The organism is Yersinia enterocolitica subsp. enterocolitica, assembly GCF_901472495.1.
GTDB classification, from domain to species: Bacteria; Pseudomonadota; Gammaproteobacteria; order Enterobacterales; family Enterobacteriaceae; genus Yersinia; species Yersinia enterocolitica.
On record NZ_LR590469.1, the window covers coordinates 18707 to 41251 of the forward strand.

Consider the following 22545-nt stretch of genomic DNA (forward strand, 5'->3'; position numbering starts at 1 on the left):
AGGATATTTATTTGTATTTTTTACCGATGGTCGGGCTGCAAGAGTTCAGGGAGATTCCCTTCGCCATATAAATGTAATGCACCCACCGCTACTACATAGTGGCCGGCTGGCAGTTGTTCAAGCTGCTGCTGCCAGCGTTTATTGCGCTGTATCATCAGTACGTCGTACAACCCCTGACTAAAGGTAGGAGCCAGAGTGGATAGCTCATTGGCCGGATGATGTTCCAACCACCAGCCAATCATGGTTTGCAACAGGCGAGCGTTGGTGTGCCAGTGAGTTAAGGTATCGAGCAGTAAAGACATGCCGTTGTCGGGCAGTGTTTCCAGTAAATCGAGCTGCATTTGTGCACCTTCCAGCTCAATAATGGTTTTCTTCTGCGCTGTGGCCGCTTTCAGTAATTGATAATCGATGCCGTATTCGCCGCGTAATCCCAAACGTTGTGCCTGGCGGGCCTGAAGCATCAAGGCGGCTTGCCAGGCGGGCAGAAAGGCCATGGACTGCGGATTGTGATCGAGTTCTTCGCAGCGTTGCAACAATTGTTGGTAGTGCTCTTCAGATAATCGGTCAATCAACGGATCAGCCAGATTTTCGTTACCAAACGGCGGGCTTGCGTCCGTGATATCCGCTTCTACTATCAGTGCATCAGCTTGATTCAATTTATTCAGCAATTCGTGAGGGAGGGGAAACATACCTTCGGTTCCCATATGGATGCTGCCGACCAGATGCAAGTGGCGTTCACCGGCTAAGGTGACATCTAAAGCGGGGTAGGAGTAAGTAGCTGGAGCACCAACCCCTAAAAATTTTGCGATGCGGCGTAATAATTGGCCCATGCCTATATGCTTCTCTTTTAGCGTTTTCTGTATCCTAAACGCTTAGTGGCGCACAAGAAAGTGTTGTGCGCCACCGAGTTTTTATTGTTTAGGTTTAAAACGCAATAAGCGGTTAGCGTTGCTGACTACGGTAATAGAGGACAGTGCCATCGCCGCACCCGCAACTACCGGGCTGAGTAATGTGCCGGTGAACGGGAATAGAATACCCGCCGCAATCGGGATCCCCAGCGCATTGTAGAAAAATGCGCCCAGCAGGTTTTGCTTCATATTGCGCAATGTGGCTTTGGACAGCTCCACTGCATCAGCCACTCCGTGCAGACTATGGCGCATCAAAGTAATAGCCGCAGTTTCAATCGCAATATCACTGCCGCCCCCCATAGCAATACCGACATCAGCTTGCGCCAGTGCCGGTGCATCATTGATACCATCACCAATCATGGCCACTTTATGCCCGGCAGCTTGCAGTTGCTTGATAGCTTCAGCTTTGCCATCAGGCAGGACACCGGCGATCACCTGATCGATACCTGCTTCTTTGGCAATGGCATTGGCAGTAATAGGGTTATCACCGGTCAACATCACCAAGTTGTATCCTCGCTGATGTAAACGTTGCAATGCGCTGATACTGTCACTGCGCAGCGGGTCGCGTATTGATAGCAGCGCCGCAGGCTTACCTTGTGCCGTCAGAATAACCGGAGTTGTACCACTTTCAGCTTGTTGCTGTATTAATGATTGCAACTCACTGGTATCAATCTGTTGCTCTTCCAGCAGGCGATTATTCCCCAGTAATAGTGCCACGCCATCAACCTCGCCACTAACACCTAAACCACGTAATGTGCGGAATTGGTTGACTGTCGCCAGTGTCAGCCCCTCGGCACGTTGTAAAATAGCGCGTGCCAGCGGGTGATTAGAACCGGTTTCCAGCGCGGCAGCCCACTCCAGCGCTTGCTGCTCACTGACCCCGTTAAAGGTATGAATAGCGACCACTTGCGGATGCCCTTCGGTCAGCGTGCCGGTTTTGTCGAACACTAAAGTGTCGAGGTTGCTGGCTTGCTGCAATGCATCGGCATCTCGCACTAATACCCCAAATTCAGCCGCCCGACCCACACCGGAGATAATCGACATCGGCGTTGCCAGCCCAAGCGCACAAGGGCAGGCGATAATCAGCACTGTGGTGGCGACCACCAGGGTATAGATCAATTGCGGTTGCGGGCCGAAGAAATACCAAATCAGCCCAGCAATAACGGCAATGGCGACCACCGTTGGCACAAATACCGCGGAGATCCTATCGGCCAGCTTACCAATCTCTGGTTTACTGCTTTGGGCCTGACGCACCAGCTTAATGATTCGCGCTAATGTTGTTTGGCTGCCGATAGCATTGGCGCGAAACAGCACCGTGCCATCCTGTACTTGTGTCCCGGCATGGACAACATCACCGGTGGACTTCTGTTGTGGGATAGGTTCGCCAGTCAACATGGCTTCATCCATCCACACCTCGCCTTGTACAATCTCACCATCAACCGGCACGCGGTCACCGGTGGTCAAACGCAAGGTCATACCCAACTGCACATCGGCCAATGGGATGAGTTTTTCACCTTCATCGGTGACCAGCCGGGCTGTCGGCGGTGCCAAATCCAACAAGCGCTCCAGCGCATTGGAAGAACGTTGTCTGGCGCGTTGTTCCATCGCATGACCAAGGTTGATCAGACCGATAATCATGGCACTGGCTTCATAATAAAGATGGCGGGCTTCCATCGGGAAGACATCCGGCCAGATATTCACCGTGATGGAGTAGATCCACGCCGCACCGGTACCTAGCGCTACCAGGGTATCCATGGTGGCACTACCATTTTTTAGGCTGACCCAGGCATTACGATAAAAATGCCCACCGGCAAATATCATCACCAGCAGAGTGATTATCCCAACTATCAGCCAGGGCGTTTGAGTCTCAGGGGTTAGCGTCATACTACCGCCAAATAACCCCCATCCCATCAATGGGATACCCAATAACAGCCCCAGTGCCGCTTGCCACTGAAAACGCTTCATACTGGCTTGCGACATTTGCTGTTGGCGCTCGCGTCGCTCTGTTTCATCTTCAATAATTTCAGCACCATAACCGGCATTTTTGACCGCTGCAATCAATGCCTCAGTGCTAGGATGACCGGTGACTAATGCACTGCGCTCCGCCAGATTGACTCGTGCGACCTCAACACCATCAACACTTTGTAGTGCATTTTGTACTTTAGATACACAACTGGCACAGCTCATCCCGGTCAGTAATAGCTGAACACTGTCATTATCAGCAGGTTCTGCAACCGGCTGGCTGGGTTGTGTATTTTTAATGTCAGTTGTCGCTGCCGGAATGGTTGAAGAGGCCGCTGCCAGATATTCCGGCGAAGATGGGGCTGAGTCAGTCAGCGGCTCAGTTTTTGGGGATTGCGCCCCTGGCAGTGTGGCGTGATAGCCTGCTTGCTCCACCGCATCAATTAACGTTTGTGCTTCAACTTTGCCATACACTTTGGCATTGTCGAGGGAGACATCTGCTGCAATCACACCGGGAACGGCTTCCAGTGCTTTACGCGTAGATTCAGTACAGTGCCCACAACTCAAGCCTGAGAGCTGTAATTCAATATCAGGAGTTTGAGCTTCTTCTGCCTGATAACCCGCTTGTTTAACTGTATCAATCAGTGTTGTGGTTTCGGCTTCGCCCGTCACCTTGGCATAGTGAACATTCACTTCTGCATGATGAACATCTTCACGGCTTTCTAATGCCGTTTTTACGCGTTTGGCACAATTCATACAGGAGAGGCCGTGTAAGGCCAGTACTGTGGTTTGCAACATAGTTGACTCCTTATCGAGTAGGAACCTATCCATAAATTTGTCGGGATAAGTTTAGTCGGTATTCCCAGTCATAACGCTTATTTAGGGCAATAACGGACTTTGATCTGTACAGGTTTTATTCCGCTTGACTGTCATCCTTCCTTTCACTAATTATAGAGGTTAAACCTTACAGCAAGGGGAAGGTCAAGGGGGAAGAATGAATATTAGCGATGTCGCAAAAAAAACCGGTTTAACCAGTAAGGCCATTCGTTTTTACGAAGAAAAGAAACTGGTGACACCGCCTATCCGCACGGATAATGGTTATCGAAGCTACAGCGCCAAACATATCGAAGAGTTAACACTGTTGCGTCAGGCACGGCAGGTCGGTTTTACCTTAGATGAATGCCGCGAGCTGCTGGCATTGTTTCATGACCCCGCACGCCACAGTGCGGATGTGAAAGCTGCAACGTTGCAAAAGGTAGCGGAAATCGAGAAACATATTAATGATCTTAATCAGATGCGGTTACGTTTATTGGCTTTGGCAGACGAGTGCCCAGGGGATGACGGTGCAGATTGCCCGATTATCAATAACTTGGCGGGGTGTTGTCACGGGAGTGAGAAACAAAAAGTTGGCTAATGTTATGTGAAAGGCGTATCAAAATAAATACGCCTTTTCAATGTGTTAGTGATGAACAGCCCTGACGTGCAAGGTATTGCCTTCCACTAAAATGACTTCAACTTCGGTGCCGACACTTAGCTCATTAGCGCTATAAATGCGCCAACTGCTATCACCCACTTTCATACGGCCGTAGCCATCAACTGTCGGTTCCGTCAGGGTAGCCCGCGTTCCCAGCAATTGATGATTACGTTGATTCAACATCGCGGGTTGCGGCTTGATACGCTTACTGAGCCAATACCACCACAAGATGGCTGATACGACTGTCAAAACAGCAAACAGTACGCCTTGCATCTCCCAGCTAAAGGGAAAAAGCCAGACCAGAATACCGACCACCACGGCTGCGACGCCGCTCCACAGCATATAACCACTGGCTCCTAGCATCTCGGCTGCCAGTAATAGGCCGCCGAGTGATAGCCAAAACCAGTTTGGATTTGCTGCAATTTCCTCCAGCATGGTTATTTACCCCGGCTGTTTTTACTCTCACCAATCAGCTCTGCAATACCACCGATAGCACCCATCAGGTTGCTGGCTTCCAGTGGCATCATAATGACTTTGCTATTATTGGCTGAACCAATGTGTTGCAGGGCGTCGGTATATTTCTGTGCCACAAAGTAGTTAATGGCTTGAATATCACCGGCAGCAATAGCTTCAGAAACCATTTTGGTTGCCTGAGCTTCCGCTTCTGCCGCACGTTCACGAGCTTCTGCTTGCAAGAATGCAGACTGACGTTCACCTTCGGCTTTCAGAATTTGTGATTGTTTCTCACCTTCAGCCCGCAGGATGGCCGCCTGACGAACCCCTTCGGCTTCCAGAATATCTGCACGTTTAGTACGTTCAGCCTTCATCTGGGCATTCATCGCAGAAATAAGTTCGGTCGGTGGGCGCACATCACGGATTTCAATACGGGTAATCTTAATGCCCCACGGGTTGGTGGCTTCATCGACGATATGCAGCAGGCGGCTGTTGATGTTGTCGCGTTGGGACAACATTTCATCCAGTTCCATCGAACCCAAAACAGTACGGAAGTTAGTCATGGTCAGGTTGACGATAGCCAGTTCCAAATTGCTGACTTCATATGCGGCTTTCACCGGGTCAATAACCTGAATAAAGCAGACCGCATCAATTGCCACATTGGCATTGTCGCGGGAAATGATTTCTTGGGATGGAATATCCAGAACCTGTTCCATCATATTGATTTTACGACCAATACGATCCATAAATGGCACAACGATATTCAGGCCAGGCATCAGTGTTTTGGTATAACGGCCAAAACGCTCGACTGTCCATTGAAAACCTTGTGGGACGATTTTGATTGAGGAAAAGACCACAATCAGAGCTACAACGATAAGAACAGGGATAACCGTAAACATATTTAACTTCCTGTCAGCAATGATTTTTGTTTCTTAATATTACGTGACGGGGCGTTAAATGCCTAACGAAAGGCAGGTAAAAGCATGTAAATGAGAGAAAGGTAGGTTGGGGGCAGAATAAAACAGCGCGGGTTGGCCCCGCGCAGCAGCAAATAATGGTAACAGGTAGGGCGAAAAATGATCGTTAAGAGCGCCTGTTAGTACAGCAATGCATAAAGCTGACGGCGGTATTTAGCCGCCAGTGCATCGCCAGTGCCTAATGCGGCCAAAATATCCATTAATGTCTTACGCGCAGTACCGTTAGCGGCGGCCAGATCTTGCTTCAAGTGGCCTAACAACAACTCCAGCGCCTCTTCGTTACGGCCGACCTGATGCAGTTGCAGCGCTAACTGAACTGCCAGTTCGACGTTATCCGGTTGTTCAGCGACTTGTTGTTGGAGTTGCTGGATTTCTGGTGTGTCAGCGGCTTGTTTGAGCAACTCGATTTGTGCAATTAGCCCCTGATAACGGCTATCACGGTCTTGCAGTGGTATGGTCGCCAATACGCTTTCGGCATCTTCGCTACGGTTGAGCTGAATTTGCGCTTCAGCCAGTTGCAGCGCAGTATCGCTGGTTTGCGGGTTATGGCTTTGTTGCATTAACTGCCAGGCATCTTTCAGCAGTGGTAGTGCTTCTTGTACCTTACCTTCGCTCATCAACTGTGCCGCTTCGGCCGCTTTCAACTCCTCAGGCTTCGGTAATACCCGTTGCAATAATTCGCGGATAACTTCTTCTGGCTGTGGCCCTTGGAAGCCATCAACCGGCTGCCCGTCTTTAAACAGATAAACGGCCGGAATTGAGCGCAAACCAAATTGGGAAGCCACCATCTGCTGTGCATCGCAATCGACCCGCGCCAGAATGAATTGGCCGGCATACTCAGCGGCCAGTTTATCCAGCACGGGAGTGAGTTGCAGACAGTGCTGGCTGCGTTCAGACCAAAAATAGAACAGCACCGGTACTGTCATGGACTGTTCTAAGGTCTGATGTAGGTTCGCTTCAGTAATATCAATCGTTGTCGGTGTTAGCATAAATTATTTCTCTCATCCGTTTAAGCAGTAGATGGGGGCTAATTATGTTGCTTCAACCCTCATCACTATTATCAAGAATTGCCACGCAGGACTTTATCTAACATTCTGCCCGGTAATATGCGGCGCAGTATCGTCAATGCATGGGCCACTAAGGTGACCGGATATCGCAATTGCGGGCGCGGGCTTTCCAGCGCGTGACGCAATTTCGGCAAAATCGCTTCTGGTGGCAGTGTAAAACGCTGCGCAATACCGGGGTTACTCACCGGCTTATCAACTTGGGCCTGATTCACATTTTGTGTGAAATGGGTGCTTATCGGGCCGGGTTCAATCAAACTGACATGAATTCCGCTGTCATGCAGTTCCATTCGTAACGCATCCGACCAGGCTTCTAACGCATATTTACTGGCGGCATAGGCACCACGGCCAGCAGTTGAAACCAATCCCATCACTGAACTGGTTTGAATAATGCGCCCTTCAGCATGAGGTAGCATGGCGGGCAGTAAAAGCTGCGTCAATTGATGGGTGCCAAACAGATTGGTGGAAAATTGTTTTTCCAACTGCTGGCGTGAAATTGTCTGTAATGGGCCGTACAGGCCAAAACCACCATTATTAAACAAACCATACAAGTGCCCACCAGTCAGCCCAATAACTTGTGCTGCCGCGCGTTCGACACTGGCGCTGTCATCCAAATCCAGTTCAATACCTTCCAGACCCAACAGTGTCATCTTTGCCACATCGTCGGGCTTACGGCAGGCGGCGAGGACGCGATAGCCTCGGTTTTTCAAGTCTTGTGCCGCAATCAGGCCAATGCCGCTGGAGCAACCGGTAATTAATACTGTTTTTTGCATAACTTTACCTGGTGAGTGGTTCTATTTATCTAAACAAGTGGTTAACTAAGACTTATTGGTTACTAACGGTTTAAGTTGTTGCGCCATCCAATCTGCAATGAAAGGTTGCGCCTGTGCGTTAGGATGTAACCCATCATCCTGCATCCACTCTGGCTTCACAGCAACTTGTTCCATAAAGAAGGGTACCAATGGGATGCCAAATTGCTGTGCCAGTTGTGGATACATCGCACTGAAGGCATCAGTATAACGGCGGCCGTAGTTAGGTGGAATGCGGATTTGCATCAACAAAGGTTGCGCTTTTGCTTCTTTTATCAGATTGATAACTTGCGTGAGATCCCGTTGAATATCCTGCGGTGGGAAACCGCGCAGGCCGTCATTGGCACCTAATTCAATCAGTACCCAGCGGGGCTGATGTTGTTTCAGCAAGGCAGGCAGACGGGCTAAGCCCTGGGCCGCCGTATCACCACTGATACTGGCGTTAACCACCTTGGGTAATGATGGGGTGGCCTGCCATGTTTTATCCAGCCGTGAAGGCCAGGCTTCGGCAATCGGCAGGCGGTAACCGGCGCTTAAACTGTCGCCGAGAATTAAAAGTGTATCGGTTGCGGCGGCACGCAAACTGAATAATCCCAATAGTAATAGGAAGGGAAGATGCCAGCGGAAAACGTTCTTGAAGTTCATCATCTTAATAAACACGTCGGTCAGGGTGAGCAACAGCTCTCCATCCTTACCGGAGTTGAGCTGGTTGTCAAACCCGCTCAGACAATTGCGCTGATTGGTGAGTCAGGTTCAGGTAAATCAACTTTGCTGGGAATTCTGGCGGGCCTCGATGATGGCAGTAGCGGCGAAGTGAGTTTACTCGGCCAGTCTTTGACCGCGATGGATGAAGAGGGGCGAGCGCAGTTGCGGGCAAAAAATGTCGGTTTTGTTTTCCAATCATTTATGTTGGTGCCGACACTTAATACATTGGAAAACGTACAGCTTCCGGCGCTGTTACGTGGTGAAAGTGAGCGCGAGAGCAAAGTGCATGCCATTGAGCTATTAAAGCTGGTGGGCCTTGAGAAGCGCCTTCACCACCTTCCTGCCCAACTCTCCGGCGGCGAGCAGCAGCGGGTGGCGCTGGCTCGGGCTTTTAGTGGGCGGCCAAAAGTGTTATTTGCCGATGAGCCAACCGGCAATCTTGACCGCCATACCGGTGACCGTATTGCCGACTTACTCTTTTCTCTTAATCGCGACTATGACACTACGCTGATACTGGTAACCCATGATGTGCAACTGGCTGGCCGTTGCCAGCGTCGGCTGCGGCTACAAGACGGTAAATTGTGGGAGGAAGCATGATTTGGCGTTGGTTTTGGCGTGAATGGCGCTCGCCCTCACTGCTGATTGTCTGGTTGGCATTAACTCTGGCTGTCGCTTGTGTACTGGCGCTAGGGACTATCAGCGATCGCATGGAAAAAGGGCTTAGTCAGCAAAGTCGTGATTTTCTGGCGGGCGATCGGGTGCTGAAAACATCTCATCCAGCCCCGGAAGAGTGGTTATTGGAGGCGAAACAGCAGGGATTGTCTGTCAGCCGCCAGCTTTCATTTATGACCATGACTTTTGCTGGTGATCGCCCACAACTGGCAGATGTAAAAGCCACAGATTTAGCTTATCCATTGTATGGCAAGCTGGAAACCTCACCGACACAAGTTAAACTTGAGCCGGGAACCGCGCTGGTGGCCCCGCGGTTGTTGGCGCTGCTCGGCGTTAAAGTCGGCGACACATTAGAAGTTGGTGATACTTCGCTGAAAATCATTGGCGAAGTGCTGCAGGAACCTGATTCGGGTTTTAATCCCTTCCAGACCGCGCCGCGAATTTTAATCAATCTGGCTGACGTGGAAAAAACCGGTGCAATACAACCGGGTAGCTGTTTGAGCTATCACTATATGTTTGCTGGTTCGCCGCAAGCTATCACGCAGTTCAGTGACTGGCTGACGCCGCAATTGAAACCGGATCAGCGCTGGTATGGTTTGCAAGAGTCGGGCGGTGCGCTGGGGAAATCCCTACAGCGCGCGCAGCAGTTCTTGCTGTTATCGGCGTTATTGACGTTATTGCTCTCCATTGCCGCTGTTGCCGTGGCGATGGGGCATTATTGCCGCAGTCGCTATGATCTGGTGGCGGTGCTAAAGACATTAGGTGCCGGGCGCAGTGCGTTGCGGCGGTTGATTATCGGCCAATGGCTCTCGGTTTTAGTATTGGCAGGGCTGTGCGGCAGTGTAATTGGTTTATTGTTCGAGAAAATATTAGTTCGTTTGTTATCCCCAGTATTACCTGCCGCATTACCGGCAGCTGGCGTATGGCCATGGGTATGGTCAATGGGATCGCTGATATTGATTTCTCTGCTGGTGGGTATTCGCCCATACCGACAACTGCTGGCGACTCAACCGCTACGAGTACTGCGCCGTGATGTCTCCGCTAATGTCTGGCCGCTGCGCTACTTTATTCCGGTGATGATCGTCATTGTGGTAGGGCTATTAGCCTTACTGATGGGGGGGAACTCCCTGCTGTGGGCGATCCTCGGCGGCATGGTGGTACTGGCGCTGTTGTTAGGGGTGATAGGCTGGGGCGGTTTATTATTATTGCGCCGCCTCACAGTGACTCGCTTATCATTACGGCTGGCTATCAATCGATTATTGCGCCAACCGTGGATGACCTTGACTCAACTGGCCGCATTTTCTCTTTCATTTATGCTGTTGGCACTGTTATTGGTGCTGCGTGGGGATCTTTTGGATCGCTGGCAACAACAGTTGCCACCAGATAGCCCGAATTATTTTTTGCTGAATATGACGCCGCAACAGGTGCCGCAAGTCACGGAGTTTCTCACTCAGCATCAGATAACGCCGTCGACTTTCTATCCGATTGTTCGAGTGCGTTTGAGTGAGATTAATCAGCAACTGGCGACTGAGCGGGTCGCAGAAGATGCACCCGGCGGTGAGGCGGTTAATCGGGAGCTGAATCTGACCTGGCAGCAGGATTTACCGGCGCACAATATTTTGACCGCAGGCCAATGGCCGCCCAAGGCAGATGAAGTATCAATAGAGCAGGGGATTGCTGACCGACTGGGCATTAAAATCGGCGATAAGCTGACATTCAGTGGCGATACGCAGTCATTTGGTGCCACGGTGAGCAGTGTTCGTCAGGTGGACTGGGAAAGTCTGCGCCCTAATTTTTACTTTATTTTCCCGCCGGGCGCGCTGGATGGGCAACCACAAACCTGGCTGACCAGCTTCCGCTATCACGGGGATGGCGAGGTTTTGACGCAATTGAATCGCCAGTTCCCGACGCTCAGCTTGCTGGATATCGGCGCGATGTTGAAACAGGTTGGGCAGGTGCTGCAACAGGTTAGTCGGGCACTGGAAGTGATGGTGGTATTGGTGATTATTTGTGGCACCTTGCTGTTATTGGCGCAGGTGCAGGTCGGTATGCGCCAGCGCCGTCAAGAACTGGTGGTTTATCGGACACTTGGTGCAAGTAAACGCTTACTGCGCGGCACATTGTGGTGGGAGTTTGCCTTATTGGGGCTGGTGGCGGGGCTGGCGGCTGCCATTGGTGCCGAAGCCGCACTTTGGGCATTGCAGCGCTTAGTGTTTGATTTCCCATGGCAACCTAACTGGGTCATGTGGTGGTTATTGCCACTAGCGGCAGCACTGTTGCTGTCACTGTGCGGTGGTTGGCTAGGGGCGCGGTTGTTGCAGGGGCGGGCGCTGTTCCGCAGTTACTAGATTTAGCATTGGTGAGTGAAGGGGTGACCGCACCTCGGGGCGCTCCGATGGCTTATGCCATTACGACCCCAACGGAACTTTTCCCCTTCATTTGGTTTTGTCAGTAGTCTCAAGTCACGGTTAGTACCGTGACTTATTTATGCTTTGATTGAGTTATAACTTAGCTTGCGCCCAGCGCAGGGCGTTTTGGTATTCCGCTGGTAACAGCGGGGTCAGTGCCGCCAAGGCTGTACTTAATGCCGCACCATCGGGATCATTTAAATTCAAATGACCCACTTTACGGCCTTCGCGCACTTCTTTTTCATACCAATGCAGATGCACCAAGGGCAGTGACAACCACTCGGTATTCACTGACGTACCAATCAGATTGACCATCGCAGATGGAGTATTGACCACCGGCGTGGGTAGCGGCAAATCCAAAATAGCGCGCAGATGCAGCTCAAACTGGCTGATAGAAGCACCATTTTGTGTCCAATGCCCACTATTATGTACCCGTGGTGCCAGCTCATTGATCAACAAACCGTCGCCGACGATAAAGCATTCCATCGCCATCACACCAACATAATTCAGCTTATCCATAATGGCAGACAGCATTTTTTCTGCTTGCTGCTGTAGTTTGCTATTGGGTTGTGGCAAAGCCACACTCATGCGCAGGATGCCATCTTCATGCAGATTATGGGTGAGTGGATAAAAGACCGATTTACCTTGATGGCTGCGCGCACCGACCAGTGAAACCTCGCCAGAAAAGTTAATGCCCTGCTCGACAATACATTCGCCGTAAGCATCGGCGGGTAAACTCTCTTGTTCACCGGGGCGTAGACGCCACTGACCTCGGCCGTCATAACCGCCAACCCGGCGTTTTACGATGGCTAATTCACCCAGCGTGGCAAAAATGTGCGGCCATTCACTGGCGCTTGCCAATAATTGCCAGGGAGCGGTCGCCAAATTCAGGCTATCGAGCAATTGCTTTTGCGTCAGACGATCAGCCAACTGAGGAAAAATATCGCGGTTAACGAAAGCCGTATGAGTGGCGAGTTCGCGGGTTAACGCAGTTTCTGGCCAGCGCTCAATCTCGGCGGTAATCACACTATTCTGATAGGGCACAGCTTCTGGCTCGGCATCTAAACCCACCGGATAAACGGCAATACCTAGCGGCTCACCGGCCTGACGTAGCATGCGCCCTAACTGACCATTGCCTAATACGCAAACAGGTTTCATGCTTCCACCCGCGGATCTGGATTATCTAACACTTCGTCGGTTTGGCTTGTACGCCAATTAGCTAAACGTGCAGCCAATTCAGTATCATGCAGTGCCAGTATTTGCGCCGCCAACAAGGCCGCATTCGCTGCACCCGCTTTACCAATCGCCAGGGTCCCCACAGGAATACCGCGCGGCATCTGCACGATGGAATACAGGCTATCGACCCCACTTAATGCCGCACTTTGTACCGGCACACCCAACACGGGCACCAGTGTTTTAGCTGCCAGCATACCCGGCAAGTGAGCTGCACCACCCGCACCTGCAATAATGACATGTAAGCCATTAGCATCGGCTTGTTCGGCAAAGCTGAACAGTTTGTCAGGGGTTCGGTGCGCGGAAACAACTTCGACATGAAACGGGACATTGAGCGTGGTGAGCACGTCGGCGGCGAACTGCATGGTGGCCCAGTCACTCTTGGACCCCATTACGATAGCGATTTTAACCCCGGCTGCATAAGCCGAATCGAGGTTAGCTCCCATGAGTGTAAAGCTCCTGTGATTGCGCAAGCGTCGGCCAGAGCGATTTTCTATAAATCGTGACTGGCGAAGAGGGCGTAGAGCATATCATGAGCCACAGGCAAGGAAAACGGTTGCGTAGCTGCTTTTAGCGGGTTTTATTCGTTTTTTTTCGTGGTTCATGAGGTAAAACGTGAAGGCTAAAACGGGAATTTAATCAATTCAACCTTATCGGCTGTGACTTTAACCATTGAGCCTTCAACATGCCAGGCGCCCAAAACCACCCGGTGTGCGGTTGTCGATGCTAATTCAACAGTATGAACAGCAGGGCGATGGGTATGCCCATGAATCATCCAACTGACACTATTCCGCTCGAAAGTCTCAACTACCGCGTGTGGATTAACATCCATAATCAGTTGCGATTTGCCGCTATTATTTTGTTGGCTTTGATTGCGCATATAAGCAGCAATGCGTAACCGAAAGCGCAGCGGCAGCCATAAGAATAATTTTTGGATAATTGGGTTGTGTACTCGACGGCGAAAATGCTGATAGTCAGCATCATCAGTACACAGGGTATCGCCATGTAAAATAACGATTTTACGGCCATATAAATCAACAACTTTCTCTTCCGGCAGCAAGGTCATACCGCTTTCAACAGCAAAGCGTTTGCCAAGCAGGAAATCGCGATTACCGTGGATAAAGTAGCAAGGCACGCCGTGTTGTTGGAGTGATTTTAACGCAGCAGCGATTTGCCGATATAGCGGTTCGGGATCATCATCGCCAATCCAGGACTCGAATAAATCGCCTAGGATATATAACGCGTCAGCATGAATTGCTTCACGCTGGATAAAATGCAGAAAACCGGCAGTGATTGCCGGTTCCTGAACGCTAAGATGCAAATCTGCAATAAAAAGCGTGCTCATTAAGCCGTTATTACTCGCTTACAGTAACGCTTTGAATGATCACATCTTCTTTTGGCACATCTTGATGCATACCGCTGCGACCGGTAGCAACGTTTTTGATTTTATCAACCACGTCCAAGCCTTCAGTCACTTCAGCAAATACACAGTAACCCCAACCATCCGGGCGTTCTGAACGGAAGTTCAGGAAGTCATTGTCTGCAACGTTAATAAAGAACTGAGCTGTGGCAGAGTGTGGATCGTTGGTCCGCGCCATTGCCAGAGTGCCACGGGTATTTTTCAAACCGTTGTTGGCTTCGTTCTTGATTGGAGCATCAGTCGTTTTCTGGTTCATGCCTGGCTCAAAACCACCGCCCTGAATCATGAAACCATCGATAACACGGTGGAAGATAGTGTTATCATAGAAACCTTTACGGCAGTAGTTCAGGAAGTTTTCAACGGTAACCGGCGCTTTATCCGCGAAGGTGTTGATGACGATATCGCCGTGATTAGTATGAAAAGTGACCATAATAATGTTCCTGCTAGTGTAATAAGTGTATTCATAAATGAGTCGTGACTCTTTAGACGGCTCTTATATCATATCTGCGAGATTGAGTCAGCACTCGAAACACCGTCTATATGGGCGAAAAAGTGCTGTATCGTTGGCTGATTTACCGCATAATCTGATGATATCTTTTTAAACCATGCGTTTCGCAAAAACAAAAACCACGGAATGTCCCGATGCTAAAGATTTTTAATACACTGAGTCGCCAAAAAGAGGAATTCAAGCCTATTCATGCCGGTAAAGTAGGTATGTACGTATGCGGGATCACCATTTATGACCTGTGTCACATTGGGCATGGGCGTACTTTTGTCGCGTTCGACGTTGTTGCGCGCTATTTGCGTTATTTAGGTTACTCTCTGACGTATGTCCGCAATGTCACTGACGTTGACGACAAGATAATTAAACGCGCGCTCGAAAATAATGAAACTTGCGAGCAACTCACCACGCGCATGTTGGTGGAAATGCACAAAGATTTTGATGCATTGAACCTCAAACGCCCAGATTTAGAGCCGCGCGCCACCCATCATATCCCTGAAATTATAGCATTGACTGAGCGCTTGATCGCCCGTAATCACGCCTACGTGGCTGCCAATGGGGATGTTATGTTCTCCGTTGAAAGTGATCCGGATTATGGTCTGTTATCTCGTCAAGACTTGGATCAGTTGCAGGCGGGAGCGCGTGTTGAAGTTGCTGATGTTAAACGCAATCCGATGGATTTTGTTCTGTGGAAAATGTCCAAACCAGGGGAACCTAGCTGGGAATCACCTTGGGGGCCGGGCCGCCCAGGCTGGCATATTGAATGTTCCGCAATGAACGGCAAGCAGCTCGGTGCGCATTTCGATATTCACGGTGGTGGCTCTGATTTGATGTTCCCGCACCATGAAAATGAGATTGCACAATCTACCTGTGCGCATGATGGCCCATATGTTAATTACTGGATGCATTCCGGTATGGTGATGATTGACAAAGAAAAAATGTCGAAATCATTGAATAACTTCTTCACTATCCGTGATGTGTTGGCGTATTACGATGCGGAAACTGTGCGCTATTTCCTGATGTCTGGCCACTATCGTAGTCAGCTGAATTACAGCGAAGAAAACCTCAAGCAAGCGCGTGCTTCATTAGAGCGTTTATATACTGCGCTGCGCGGTACTGACGCGAATGCAACGCCGGCAGGTGGCGCTGAGTTTGAAGCGCGTTTCCGTGCGGCAATGGATGATGATTTCAATACGCCAGAGGCCTACTCGGTGCTGTTTGATATCGCGCGCGAAGTGAATCGCCTTAAAACTGAAGATATAACTGCGGCAAATGCGTTAGCGGCAGAGTTGCGTAAACTGGCGCATGTGCTGGGATTATTGGAACAGGATCCAGAACTGTTTTTACAAAGTGGTGCGCAAACGGACGACGATGAAGTGGCAAAAATCGAAGCTCTTATCAAGCAGCGCAACGATGCCCGCAGCAGCAAAGATTGGGCGCTGGCAGATTCTGCTCGTGATCAATTGAATGAATTGGGTATTGTGCTGGAAGATGGCCCGCAAGGGACGACCTGGCGTCGTAAATAACACGTAGTTTAGGCGCTGTTAACCTAAATAATTCGAGTCGCAGGAAGGCACATGCAGCTTGAAGTCTGACAGGTAGAAGATTAAAAAAATTGCGGTTCTGGTGTTCGCCAGCAACCGCATTTTTTTGCCCATATCTTGTACTTTTCACTACTACAACGGCAGTTTTTTGCAATAACCAGCTAAAACTCGCCGTTGCTGAGGTTATTAGGCTTTAACCTGTACTTTCATACCTTGAAACTCAACAATTTGGTCAGCCAGGATTTTGCAGCGCTTACGCGTTTCAACATTTCCGTCGACTTTTACCTGCCCATCAGCGATGGCGGCTTTTGCTGATGCTCCGCTATCGTTCCAACCTTGCAACTTTAATAAGTCACACAGTTCGACGTGCGGGTGTTTTTCCAAATGAAAAATGTCCATTACTGTCCTTTCACTCTATTTTCGTTGATGTCGTGATATTCCTCGCAGGCTTGCAAGGTATTTTGTATCAGTGTTGCAACGGTCATCGGCCCGACGCCACCGGGAACCGGTGTAATCCAACCCGCACGCTCAACAGCGACATCAAATTCTACATCGCCGACTACTTTACCACTTTCAAGGCGGTTAATGCCGACATCAATCACGATTGTGCCGGGTTTAATCCACTCACCGGGAATAAAACCGGGTTTACCGACGGCGACCACCAATAAATCCGCATTTTCGACATGCTGGCGCAGATTTTTAGTGAAACGATGCGTGACGGTAGTGGTACAGCCAGCCAGCAATAACTCAAGGCTCATCGGGCGACCAACAATATTGGATGCCCCCACGACGACAGCGTTCAGACCGTAAGTCGGGATGTCGTAACGCTCCAGCAGTGTCACTATACCGCGTGGGGTGCAAGGGCGCAGTTTAGGTGCGCGCTGACACAAGCGACCCACGTTGTAAGGATGGAAACCATCGACGTCTTTATCTGGATGAATGTGTTCCAGGACTTTGACATTATCAATCCCCGCGGGCAGTGGCAGTTGCACCAGAATCCCATCGATTTCACTATCGTTATTCAGTGAATCAATTAAGGCTAACAGCTCGGCTTCCGTGGTGGTCATCGGCAGGTCATAAGAACGGGAAACAAAACCCACTTCTTCGCATGCCTTACGTTTACTGGCGACATAAATTTGTGAAGCTGGATTTTCACCTACCAACACAACAGCAAGGCCGGGAGCACGTTTACCCGCGGCTAAACGTTTCTGTACCAACGCAGCTACTTCGTTTCGTACCTGCTGCGCAATCGTTTTACCATCTATAATTTTCGCTGACATCAGTGGAAGGGTCCATCAATTAAAAAAGCGGGAATCTGCCTATTTTGTCAGAAGCGGGCCGTGCTGTCAGGCGTATAATAACGATTAATTAACGATTAAATAGCCAGTTGATAAACCATAAGGCGAAAACCCATTGACTCAAAAGCGACTGCCCGTATAATCCAACCCGCAACTGACTACCGGCAGCGTTCTATGCTGCGGTAAATATCAAATGCGCCCTTAGCTCAGTTGGATAGAGCAACGGCCTTCTAAGCCGTAGGTCACAGGTTCGAGCCCTGTAGGGCGTACCATTAAAATCAATCACTTATCAAAACCCATTACCTCCAAAGTTTCCAACTGGGACATATTTGGGACATCGTGACCCAAAATGGCGTCAATTTGTTGTGCGTGTTTGGTTAGGTGGTTTGGTGCCAAGTGCGCATAGCGGCGTACCATTTCTATACTTTCCCATCCCCCCATTTCCTGTAAAATTGAAAGTGGAACTCCGGCCTGAACTAGCCAACTTGCCCATGTATGTCGCAGGTCATGGAAGCGGAAATTTTCTATCCCTGCTCGTTTAAGAGCCAAACGCCATGATGAGTTAGAGTCGACTCGCATCTTTCTCACCGCTGGTGTTAGTGTTCCATCTTGGCGTGTTCTGGCCTCGGTATGAACAAAAACCCATTTATGGTGCTTTCCAAGTTGGGCACGAAGAACTTTGCAAGCCGTGTTATTCAAGGCTACGCCAATAGCTTTACCAGACTTGCTATCTTCAGGGTTTATCCATGCCACTTTGCGCTGCATATCGATCTGTTGCCACTCTAAATCAATGATGTTGGAGCGACGGAGACCTGTTGCTAAGGCAAAAATCACAGTAGATTTCAGTGGCTCTGGGCATTCATCGACGAGGCGCTGAGCTTCTTTGGGCGTTAGCCAACGCACTCGCTTATTCCTGACTTGAGGCACTTTGATCTCGGGGGCTTTTTCTATCCACTTCCAGTCTCGCTCGGCTGCTCTGAGTAATGTTTTCATTAATGCAAGATGCTTGGCCTTTGTTGCTATCGATACTTGTTTGTCGATAAACGCGGGAACCTCCTTTCCTTTCTTCTCTCGTGATGCTGATTGTGCTAGCCAGTTGGCAGCATAGCGACGATTCGTCATTTTACTTACCGCTGTATATATTTTCGCCTCAGTTATATCTTTAAGCCTCATTCCTTCGAAGTGCATTAGCCAGAATCCCATCCGGCTTTTATCATCATCCAGTGATTTTTTGCTTGCTTTTTCTTCTATCCAACGCAGGCAAGCTTCTTCAAATGTTACGTCTGGGAAATCCCCAAGGCGTTCTATTCGCCATAGCTCAGCTTTTCTGCGGTCGTACAGCTCCTGCGCTTGGCGCTTGTCCTTTGTACCAAGTGACTCCTTAATACGTTTGCCACCTGGCGTCGAGTAGCTGCCGTACCATATTTTACCTCTGCGGAAGAGTGACATTTAGATTTATCTCCTGTCGCATCAACCGCGCTCACAGGCACAGTTTGGATCGGATTATTGAGTGCTGCAATACACGCAGCGTGGGTAAACAAGTAGGGGGAATTTTTCTTGGAGGAATTTTTCTTTGTATAAGCGATACGTCCAGATTTACACCATTGGCTTAATCACCATGCAATATCCAACAGTATCAGTAAATGGTGTCTCCGTTCGTATTGACGAAGAGGGTACGATGAGAACATGGGGACGTATCACCGATCAGAACGGTAATAAAAGATGGGTAGTTGTTGAGTCAGACGTAAATGGAGATTTCTCCTACGGTTGGCTGACAACACTGATCCAAACGCTCAAATTGGGATTGGGGGAGTCGCGTTTTACGCCAATTACGGTATTCCTGCGCAACAGTGCATTGTCCAGCAGATTTACCCTGACTATTACGTGAACATGGTTCAACAGCAGTTTGCTGGGTACTTTGCTTCATTGGCTATTACGAAAGTTGATGGGGCAGATAACCCCACATATAACATAGATGTGGTTTTTTATAACGGCACCAGCTACCGCACACAGGTTCCTGTGTGAGAGATGCCTAGCATCAGTTGAGCTAGTGGAGGCTTGAATCTGTATTTAGGATGAATAAAATTTAATCGCCTGTTTTTGAAGGAGATTATGGATGATTAAGCTTAGAACTTTTTTATTTTCTTTCTTTTTGTTGCAAATGGGCATTTCGCATGCAGATTCATTAGAGGTGGAGGTTAAGCGAGAAGGGGGGGGGATATATCAATCTATCCGCGAGGGAAGACGAAAGTTCTAGATATTGTAATATTTATACTGGTGCATTAAGAATTACATCTTTGCAATATGGAAATAGTGATCGACCAAATAAGATCGAGTTTACCTCCGCTTCAGGGGATATATTGGTTTTTGATTTCAACACAGACAAAATGAATATATGGTCATTAAGCAATGCTGAGAGGAACGCTCTATATTATTTTCCAGAAAGAAATATAAATTATTTTATAAAATTCCAGCAATGCTCTGGCGGAAATGGCGGGGAGATGGAGCGACACCTTTTAGAAATGTATAAATTTAATTGAATATAATCTCAGATATTCATACCCGCTCCGGCGCTGAGGGATCCCCAGTAAATCAGCGCTAATAAACCAACACCATACTTCGGTAGGTTCTGGCGAGGTGGTTAAGAACGGTATCCAGTGCCGTTCGCATTAAAATTAGCGGAGAGTGTCGCAAGATATTCTCCGCTAATGTCAAATAAGATATAACCCGTCGTGACTTAAGGCTGTTGGCCTGATACCTCAGATGTAATCCTTTATTTTCAGCGTGATAGCCCAGAAGCCACAGCACAATTGTGCTCAGTGTCGCCAGCAGGCTCAGCACCAGCATTCTTCCTGTTGAACGGCTGTAGCTAGCACGCAGGCCGAACCCGAAGCGTTCGCTTTTTTCATCCCGAAAGTTTTGCTCGATCTGCATTCGGCGACTGTATAACTTCATGACTTCTCTTGGTTTAAAGTCATTTGTGCTGCTGAAGAGCAGCCACGGTTCTGTTGCAGCGGAGCGCGCGTCTTTTATTTGTGCTGGTCTGGTTATGTCACAACGAGAGCGCTTATTTTTTCTTCCTTTTGATGTTTTTTTATGAAGATAAAAATGGCCGTCACACTGGGCATACACTGCGCGGGCAAGTGTTCCGGGGCCCAGATATTCCGGTTTACTGCTGGCCTGTAATTCCTGACGTTTGAACCAGTATTCGCCTTTGCTGCCTAGCCGCATTTGGGTATTGCCCCTGATACGCCCTATAAAATCCCATCCGAGTGATTTTATATGCCGGAACCAGGCATTCTGGAACCCCGCGTCAGTGACAATGATGACTCTGGCCTGCGAATTCACTGCACTGGCAAGAGCATTGAGGAAGTCTTTTTGTATCTGCGTATTTTGCTGTTTTTTTGATGGAACAACCCAACTTAATAAAGGTATCGATCGCCCGTCGCAGATAAGGCTGGCGCGAAGCACGTGATTCTCCTGAGACGGATAGCCACTCCAGTCAACGGCAATAACACAGAGAGAGAGTTTCCGTGTCAGCATCGAGATAATATTTTTAAAAATCAGAGGAATATCACGATGTAGTGATTCATTGCCCAGCAGACGATCAATACGCTTGATTTTATTTTTGACCTGAGCCGCACCGGGTAAATAACGTCCGATACTGGTCAGTGTCAGCGATGCGCCATTGATTAACGCAATGGTGGCATCGAGCAAAGCATTTTGTCGGTATTTGTGAAAGGGAGCTAAAGCATCACGGAAGAAGTTCTGACATACTTGGCGAGCAGGCATAGAGGTGATCTCATTGAATTGGTAGCACAATCAGTAGATCACAAAACTCTATGCCTGTCTTTTTTACCCGCCCATTACTGGGGATTCCTCAGCGCTCCGGCGGGTTAATGAGATGGTCACCCCCACCCTGTGAGCGGTAAGCTGACAGGGTTTTCTTTTTGGAGGGATCATCATGCAAAACGTTACGCTCATCGGCATCGACCTTGGTAAGAATTCATTCCATATTCATTGCCAGGAAAAACACGGCAACACATTATTACGCAAGAGGTTTTCCCGCATTCAACTCACCCAGTTTCTCGCCACCTGCCCGCCTTGCATTGTCGCGATGGAGTCCTGTGCCGGGGCGCATTTTATGGCCCGTCATATCAGCCAGTTAGGGCATCAGGTCAAACTCATTTCTCCGCAGTTTGTCCGACCCTTTGTTAAAAGTAATAAAAATGATTTCATCGACGCTGAGGCCATATGCGAAGCCACTTCCCGTCCCTCCATGCACTTTGTGACACCCAGAACCGAAGACCAGCAGGCCATGTCGGCTCTGCATCGTGTCCGCGATGCACTGGTGAGGGAGCGGGTCAAAGCCACCAACCAAATGCATGCTTTTTTACTTGAGTTTGGCATAAGCATGCCACGCGGTATTGCGGTGATAAAACGACTGGCGACTGTGCCTGAGGAGCACGAGCTACCGCCTTATTTGGTGCGACTGCTCACCCGACTTCATCAGCATTATGGCTATCTCTGTGAACAGATCGAAGAAATCGAAAGAGAGTTAAAAAACCATCTGGCCGATGATGAAACAGCACAACGCCTGCTCACCATTCCCGGTATCGGGACAATCACTGCCAGTTTGCTCGCCACCAAACTGGGAGATGGGAAAAACTACCTCAGCAGCCGGGATTTTGCTACGTCAACGGGATTAGTACCCCGCCAATACAGTACCGGCGGGAAAAGTACCCTGATGGGCATCAGCAAGCGGGGGGATAAAAATCTGAGACGGCTACTGGTGCAGTGCGCGCGGGTCTATATGCAACGGCTGGAGTATCAGTCAGGACGACTGGCGGAGTGGGTTAATGGGCAACTGACACGACATCACTCGAATGTGGTGGCCTGCGCATTAGCGAACAAACTGGCGCGAATAGCCTGGGTAGTCACCACACAAGGAACCGTCTTCAGTAAATAAAAGAGCCAACAGTAAATCTACTGTCAGCTCAATGAGTTACCAAGTGACTTTCTGGTTTTGCGACGACTGATTATTGATGACATGAACGGCACAGCGGCCTGATGATGAACCTGACACAAAAAATGGCTCTTTGAAGCCGACGGGTTT

The 22545-nt window shown here is 49.3% G+C and carries 21 protein-coding genes and 1 tRNA gene; 7 read left to right on the forward strand and 15 right to left on the reverse strand.

Annotated elements, in window-relative coordinates:
* Positions 1–20: 20 nt before the first annotated feature.
* Positions 21–830 carry a TraB/GumN family protein gene (locus tag FGL26_RS00090; RefSeq protein ID WP_005167766.1) on the reverse strand — a complete coding sequence of 270 codons (810 nt, stop codon included), beginning with the start codon at positions 828–830 and terminating at the stop codon, positions 21–23.
* An 81-nt stretch (positions 831–911) separates the two neighbouring features.
* Complete coding sequence (copA, locus tag FGL26_RS00095) at positions 912–3668, reverse strand: copper-exporting P-type ATPase CopA (RefSeq protein WP_032912633.1); 2757 nt, start codon at positions 3666–3668, stop codon at positions 912–914.
* Positions 3669–3864: 196 nt separating this feature from the next.
* On the opposite strand from copA, the gene cueR reads away from it, so the two are divergent.
* Complete coding sequence (gene cueR / locus FGL26_RS00100) at positions 3865–4284, forward strand: Cu(I)-responsive transcriptional regulator (protein ID WP_005158240.1); 420 nt, start codon at positions 3865–3867, stop codon at positions 4282–4284.
* A gap of 45 nt (positions 4285–4329) precedes the next feature.
* Here the strand turns inward: cueR and FGL26_RS00105 are convergent, their stop codons facing one another.
* The 5 genes from FGL26_RS00105 to tesA form a co-directional block, all read right to left on the reverse strand.
* Positions 4330–4779, reverse strand: coding sequence for an NfeD family protein (locus FGL26_RS00105; RefSeq protein WP_005167770.1), 450 nt, complete (start codon positions 4777–4779; stop codon positions 4330–4332).
* 2 nt (positions 4780–4781) lie between these two features.
* Complete coding sequence (locus FGL26_RS00110) at positions 4782–5696, reverse strand: SPFH domain-containing protein (protein ID WP_005158246.1); 915 nt, start codon at positions 5694–5696, stop codon at positions 4782–4784.
* A 197-nt stretch (positions 5697–5893) separates the two neighbouring features.
* Positions 5894–6763, reverse strand: a complete 870-nt coding sequence (locus tag FGL26_RS00115) for a co-chaperone YbbN (protein WP_005167772.1) — start codon at positions 6761–6763, stop codon at positions 5894–5896.
* 71 nt (positions 6764–6834) lie between these two features.
* Positions 6835–7611: an SDR family oxidoreductase gene (locus FGL26_RS00120; RefSeq protein WP_005167774.1), complete on the reverse strand. Its 777-nt coding sequence runs from the start codon at positions 7609–7611 to the stop codon at positions 6835–6837.
* 45 nt (positions 7612–7656) lie between these two features.
* A complete protein-coding gene (tesA, locus tag FGL26_RS00125) occupies positions 7657–8292 on the reverse strand; it encodes a multifunctional acyl-CoA thioesterase I/protease I/lysophospholipase L1 (RefSeq protein WP_005167777.1) in 636 nt (211 codons plus the stop codon).
* On the opposite strand from tesA, the gene ybbA reads away from it, so the two are divergent.
* Entirely contained in the window at positions 8263–8949 is a 687-nt protein-coding gene (ybbA, locus tag FGL26_RS00130) for a putative ABC transporter ATP-binding protein YbbA (protein ID WP_005158259.1), read from the forward strand. The two genes, tesA and ybbA, sit on opposite strands and share 30 nt — an antisense overlap.
* The gene (gene ybbP / locus FGL26_RS00135) at positions 8946–11372 is read left to right on the forward strand and encodes a putative ABC transporter permease subunit YbbP (protein WP_138060206.1); all 2427 of its coding nucleotides are present in this window, start codon (positions 8946–8948) and stop codon (positions 11370–11372) included. Before ybbA ends, ybbP begins: the two co-directional genes overlap by 4 nt.
* A gap of 153 nt (positions 11373–11525) precedes the next feature.
* On the opposite strand, the gene purK is transcribed toward ybbP, so the two are convergent.
* From purK to ppiB, 4 genes are all read right to left on the reverse strand, one after another.
* Complete coding sequence (gene purK, locus FGL26_RS00140) at positions 11526–12590, reverse strand: 5-(carboxyamino)imidazole ribonucleotide synthase (RefSeq protein ID WP_005167783.1); 1065 nt, start codon at positions 12588–12590, stop codon at positions 11526–11528.
* Entirely contained in the window at positions 12587–13111 is a 525-nt protein-coding gene (purE, locus tag FGL26_RS00145; protein ID WP_005167785.1) for a 5-(carboxyamino)imidazole ribonucleotide mutase, read from the reverse strand. The genes purK and purE overlap by 4 nt, the downstream gene beginning before the upstream one ends.
* A gap of 176 nt (positions 13112–13287) precedes the next feature.
* Complete coding sequence (locus tag FGL26_RS00150; protein WP_005167787.1) at positions 13288–14010, reverse strand: UDP-2,3-diacylglucosamine diphosphatase; 723 nt, start codon at positions 14008–14010, stop codon at positions 13288–13290.
* A gap of 10 nt (positions 14011–14020) precedes the next feature.
* Complete coding sequence (gene ppiB, locus FGL26_RS00155) at positions 14021–14515, reverse strand: peptidylprolyl isomerase B (RefSeq protein ID WP_005158275.1); 495 nt, start codon at positions 14513–14515, stop codon at positions 14021–14023.
* Positions 14516–14727: 212 nt separating this feature from the next.
* Between ppiB and cysS the strand changes: the two genes are divergently transcribed.
* Positions 14728–16113, forward strand: a complete 1386-nt coding sequence (cysS, locus tag FGL26_RS00160; protein WP_005167789.1) for a cysteine--tRNA ligase — start codon at positions 14728–14730, stop codon at positions 16111–16113.
* 204 nt (positions 16114–16317) lie between these two features.
* Here cysS and ybcJ read toward each other — a convergent pair whose 3' ends face one another.
* Both ybcJ and folD read right to left on the reverse strand, forming a co-directional pair.
* The gene (ybcJ, locus tag FGL26_RS00165) at positions 16318–16530 is read right to left on the reverse strand and encodes a ribosome-associated protein YbcJ (protein WP_004390634.1); all 213 of its coding nucleotides are present in this window, start codon (positions 16528–16530) and stop codon (positions 16318–16320) included.
* Complete coding sequence (folD, locus tag FGL26_RS00170; RefSeq protein ID WP_005167791.1) at positions 16530–17411, reverse strand: bifunctional methylenetetrahydrofolate dehydrogenase/methenyltetrahydrofolate cyclohydrolase FolD; 882 nt, start codon at positions 17409–17411, stop codon at positions 16530–16532. Before folD ends, ybcJ begins: the two co-directional genes overlap by 1 nt.
* A 213-nt stretch (positions 17412–17624) precedes the next feature.
* Between folD and FGL26_RS00175 the strand changes: the two genes are divergently transcribed.
* Positions 17625–17701 (forward strand) — tRNA-Arg (locus FGL26_RS00175).
* A gap of 10 nt (positions 17702–17711) precedes the next feature.
* Here FGL26_RS00175 and FGL26_RS00180 read toward each other — a convergent pair.
* Positions 17712–18878 (reverse strand): integrase, encoded by a 1167-nt coding sequence (locus tag FGL26_RS00180; protein ID WP_005167794.1) that lies wholly within the window; start codon positions 18876–18878, stop codon positions 17712–17714.
* A gap of 124 nt (positions 18879–19002) precedes the next feature.
* Here FGL26_RS00180 and FGL26_RS21880 point away from each other — a divergent pair, with 124 nt between their 5' ends.
* The gene (locus FGL26_RS21880; protein ID WP_227745783.1) at positions 19003–19317 is read left to right on the forward strand and encodes a hypothetical protein; all 315 of its coding nucleotides are present in this window, start codon (positions 19003–19005) and stop codon (positions 19315–19317) included.
* Positions 19318–20027: 710 nt separating this feature from the next.
* Here the strand turns inward: FGL26_RS21880 and FGL26_RS00190 are convergent.
* The gene (locus tag FGL26_RS00190) at positions 20028–21221 is read right to left on the reverse strand and encodes an IS4 family transposase (RefSeq protein ID WP_005170564.1); all 1194 of its coding nucleotides are present in this window, start codon (positions 21219–21221) and stop codon (positions 20028–20030) included.
* 172 nt (positions 21222–21393) lie between these two features.
* Here FGL26_RS00190 and FGL26_RS00195 point away from each other — a divergent pair, with 172 nt between their 5' ends.
* Positions 21394–22398: an IS110-like element IS1328 family transposase gene (locus tag FGL26_RS00195; RefSeq protein ID WP_083171310.1), complete on the forward strand. Its 1005-nt coding sequence runs from the start codon at positions 21394–21396 to the stop codon at positions 22396–22398.
* Positions 22399–22545: the final 147 nt, after the last annotated feature.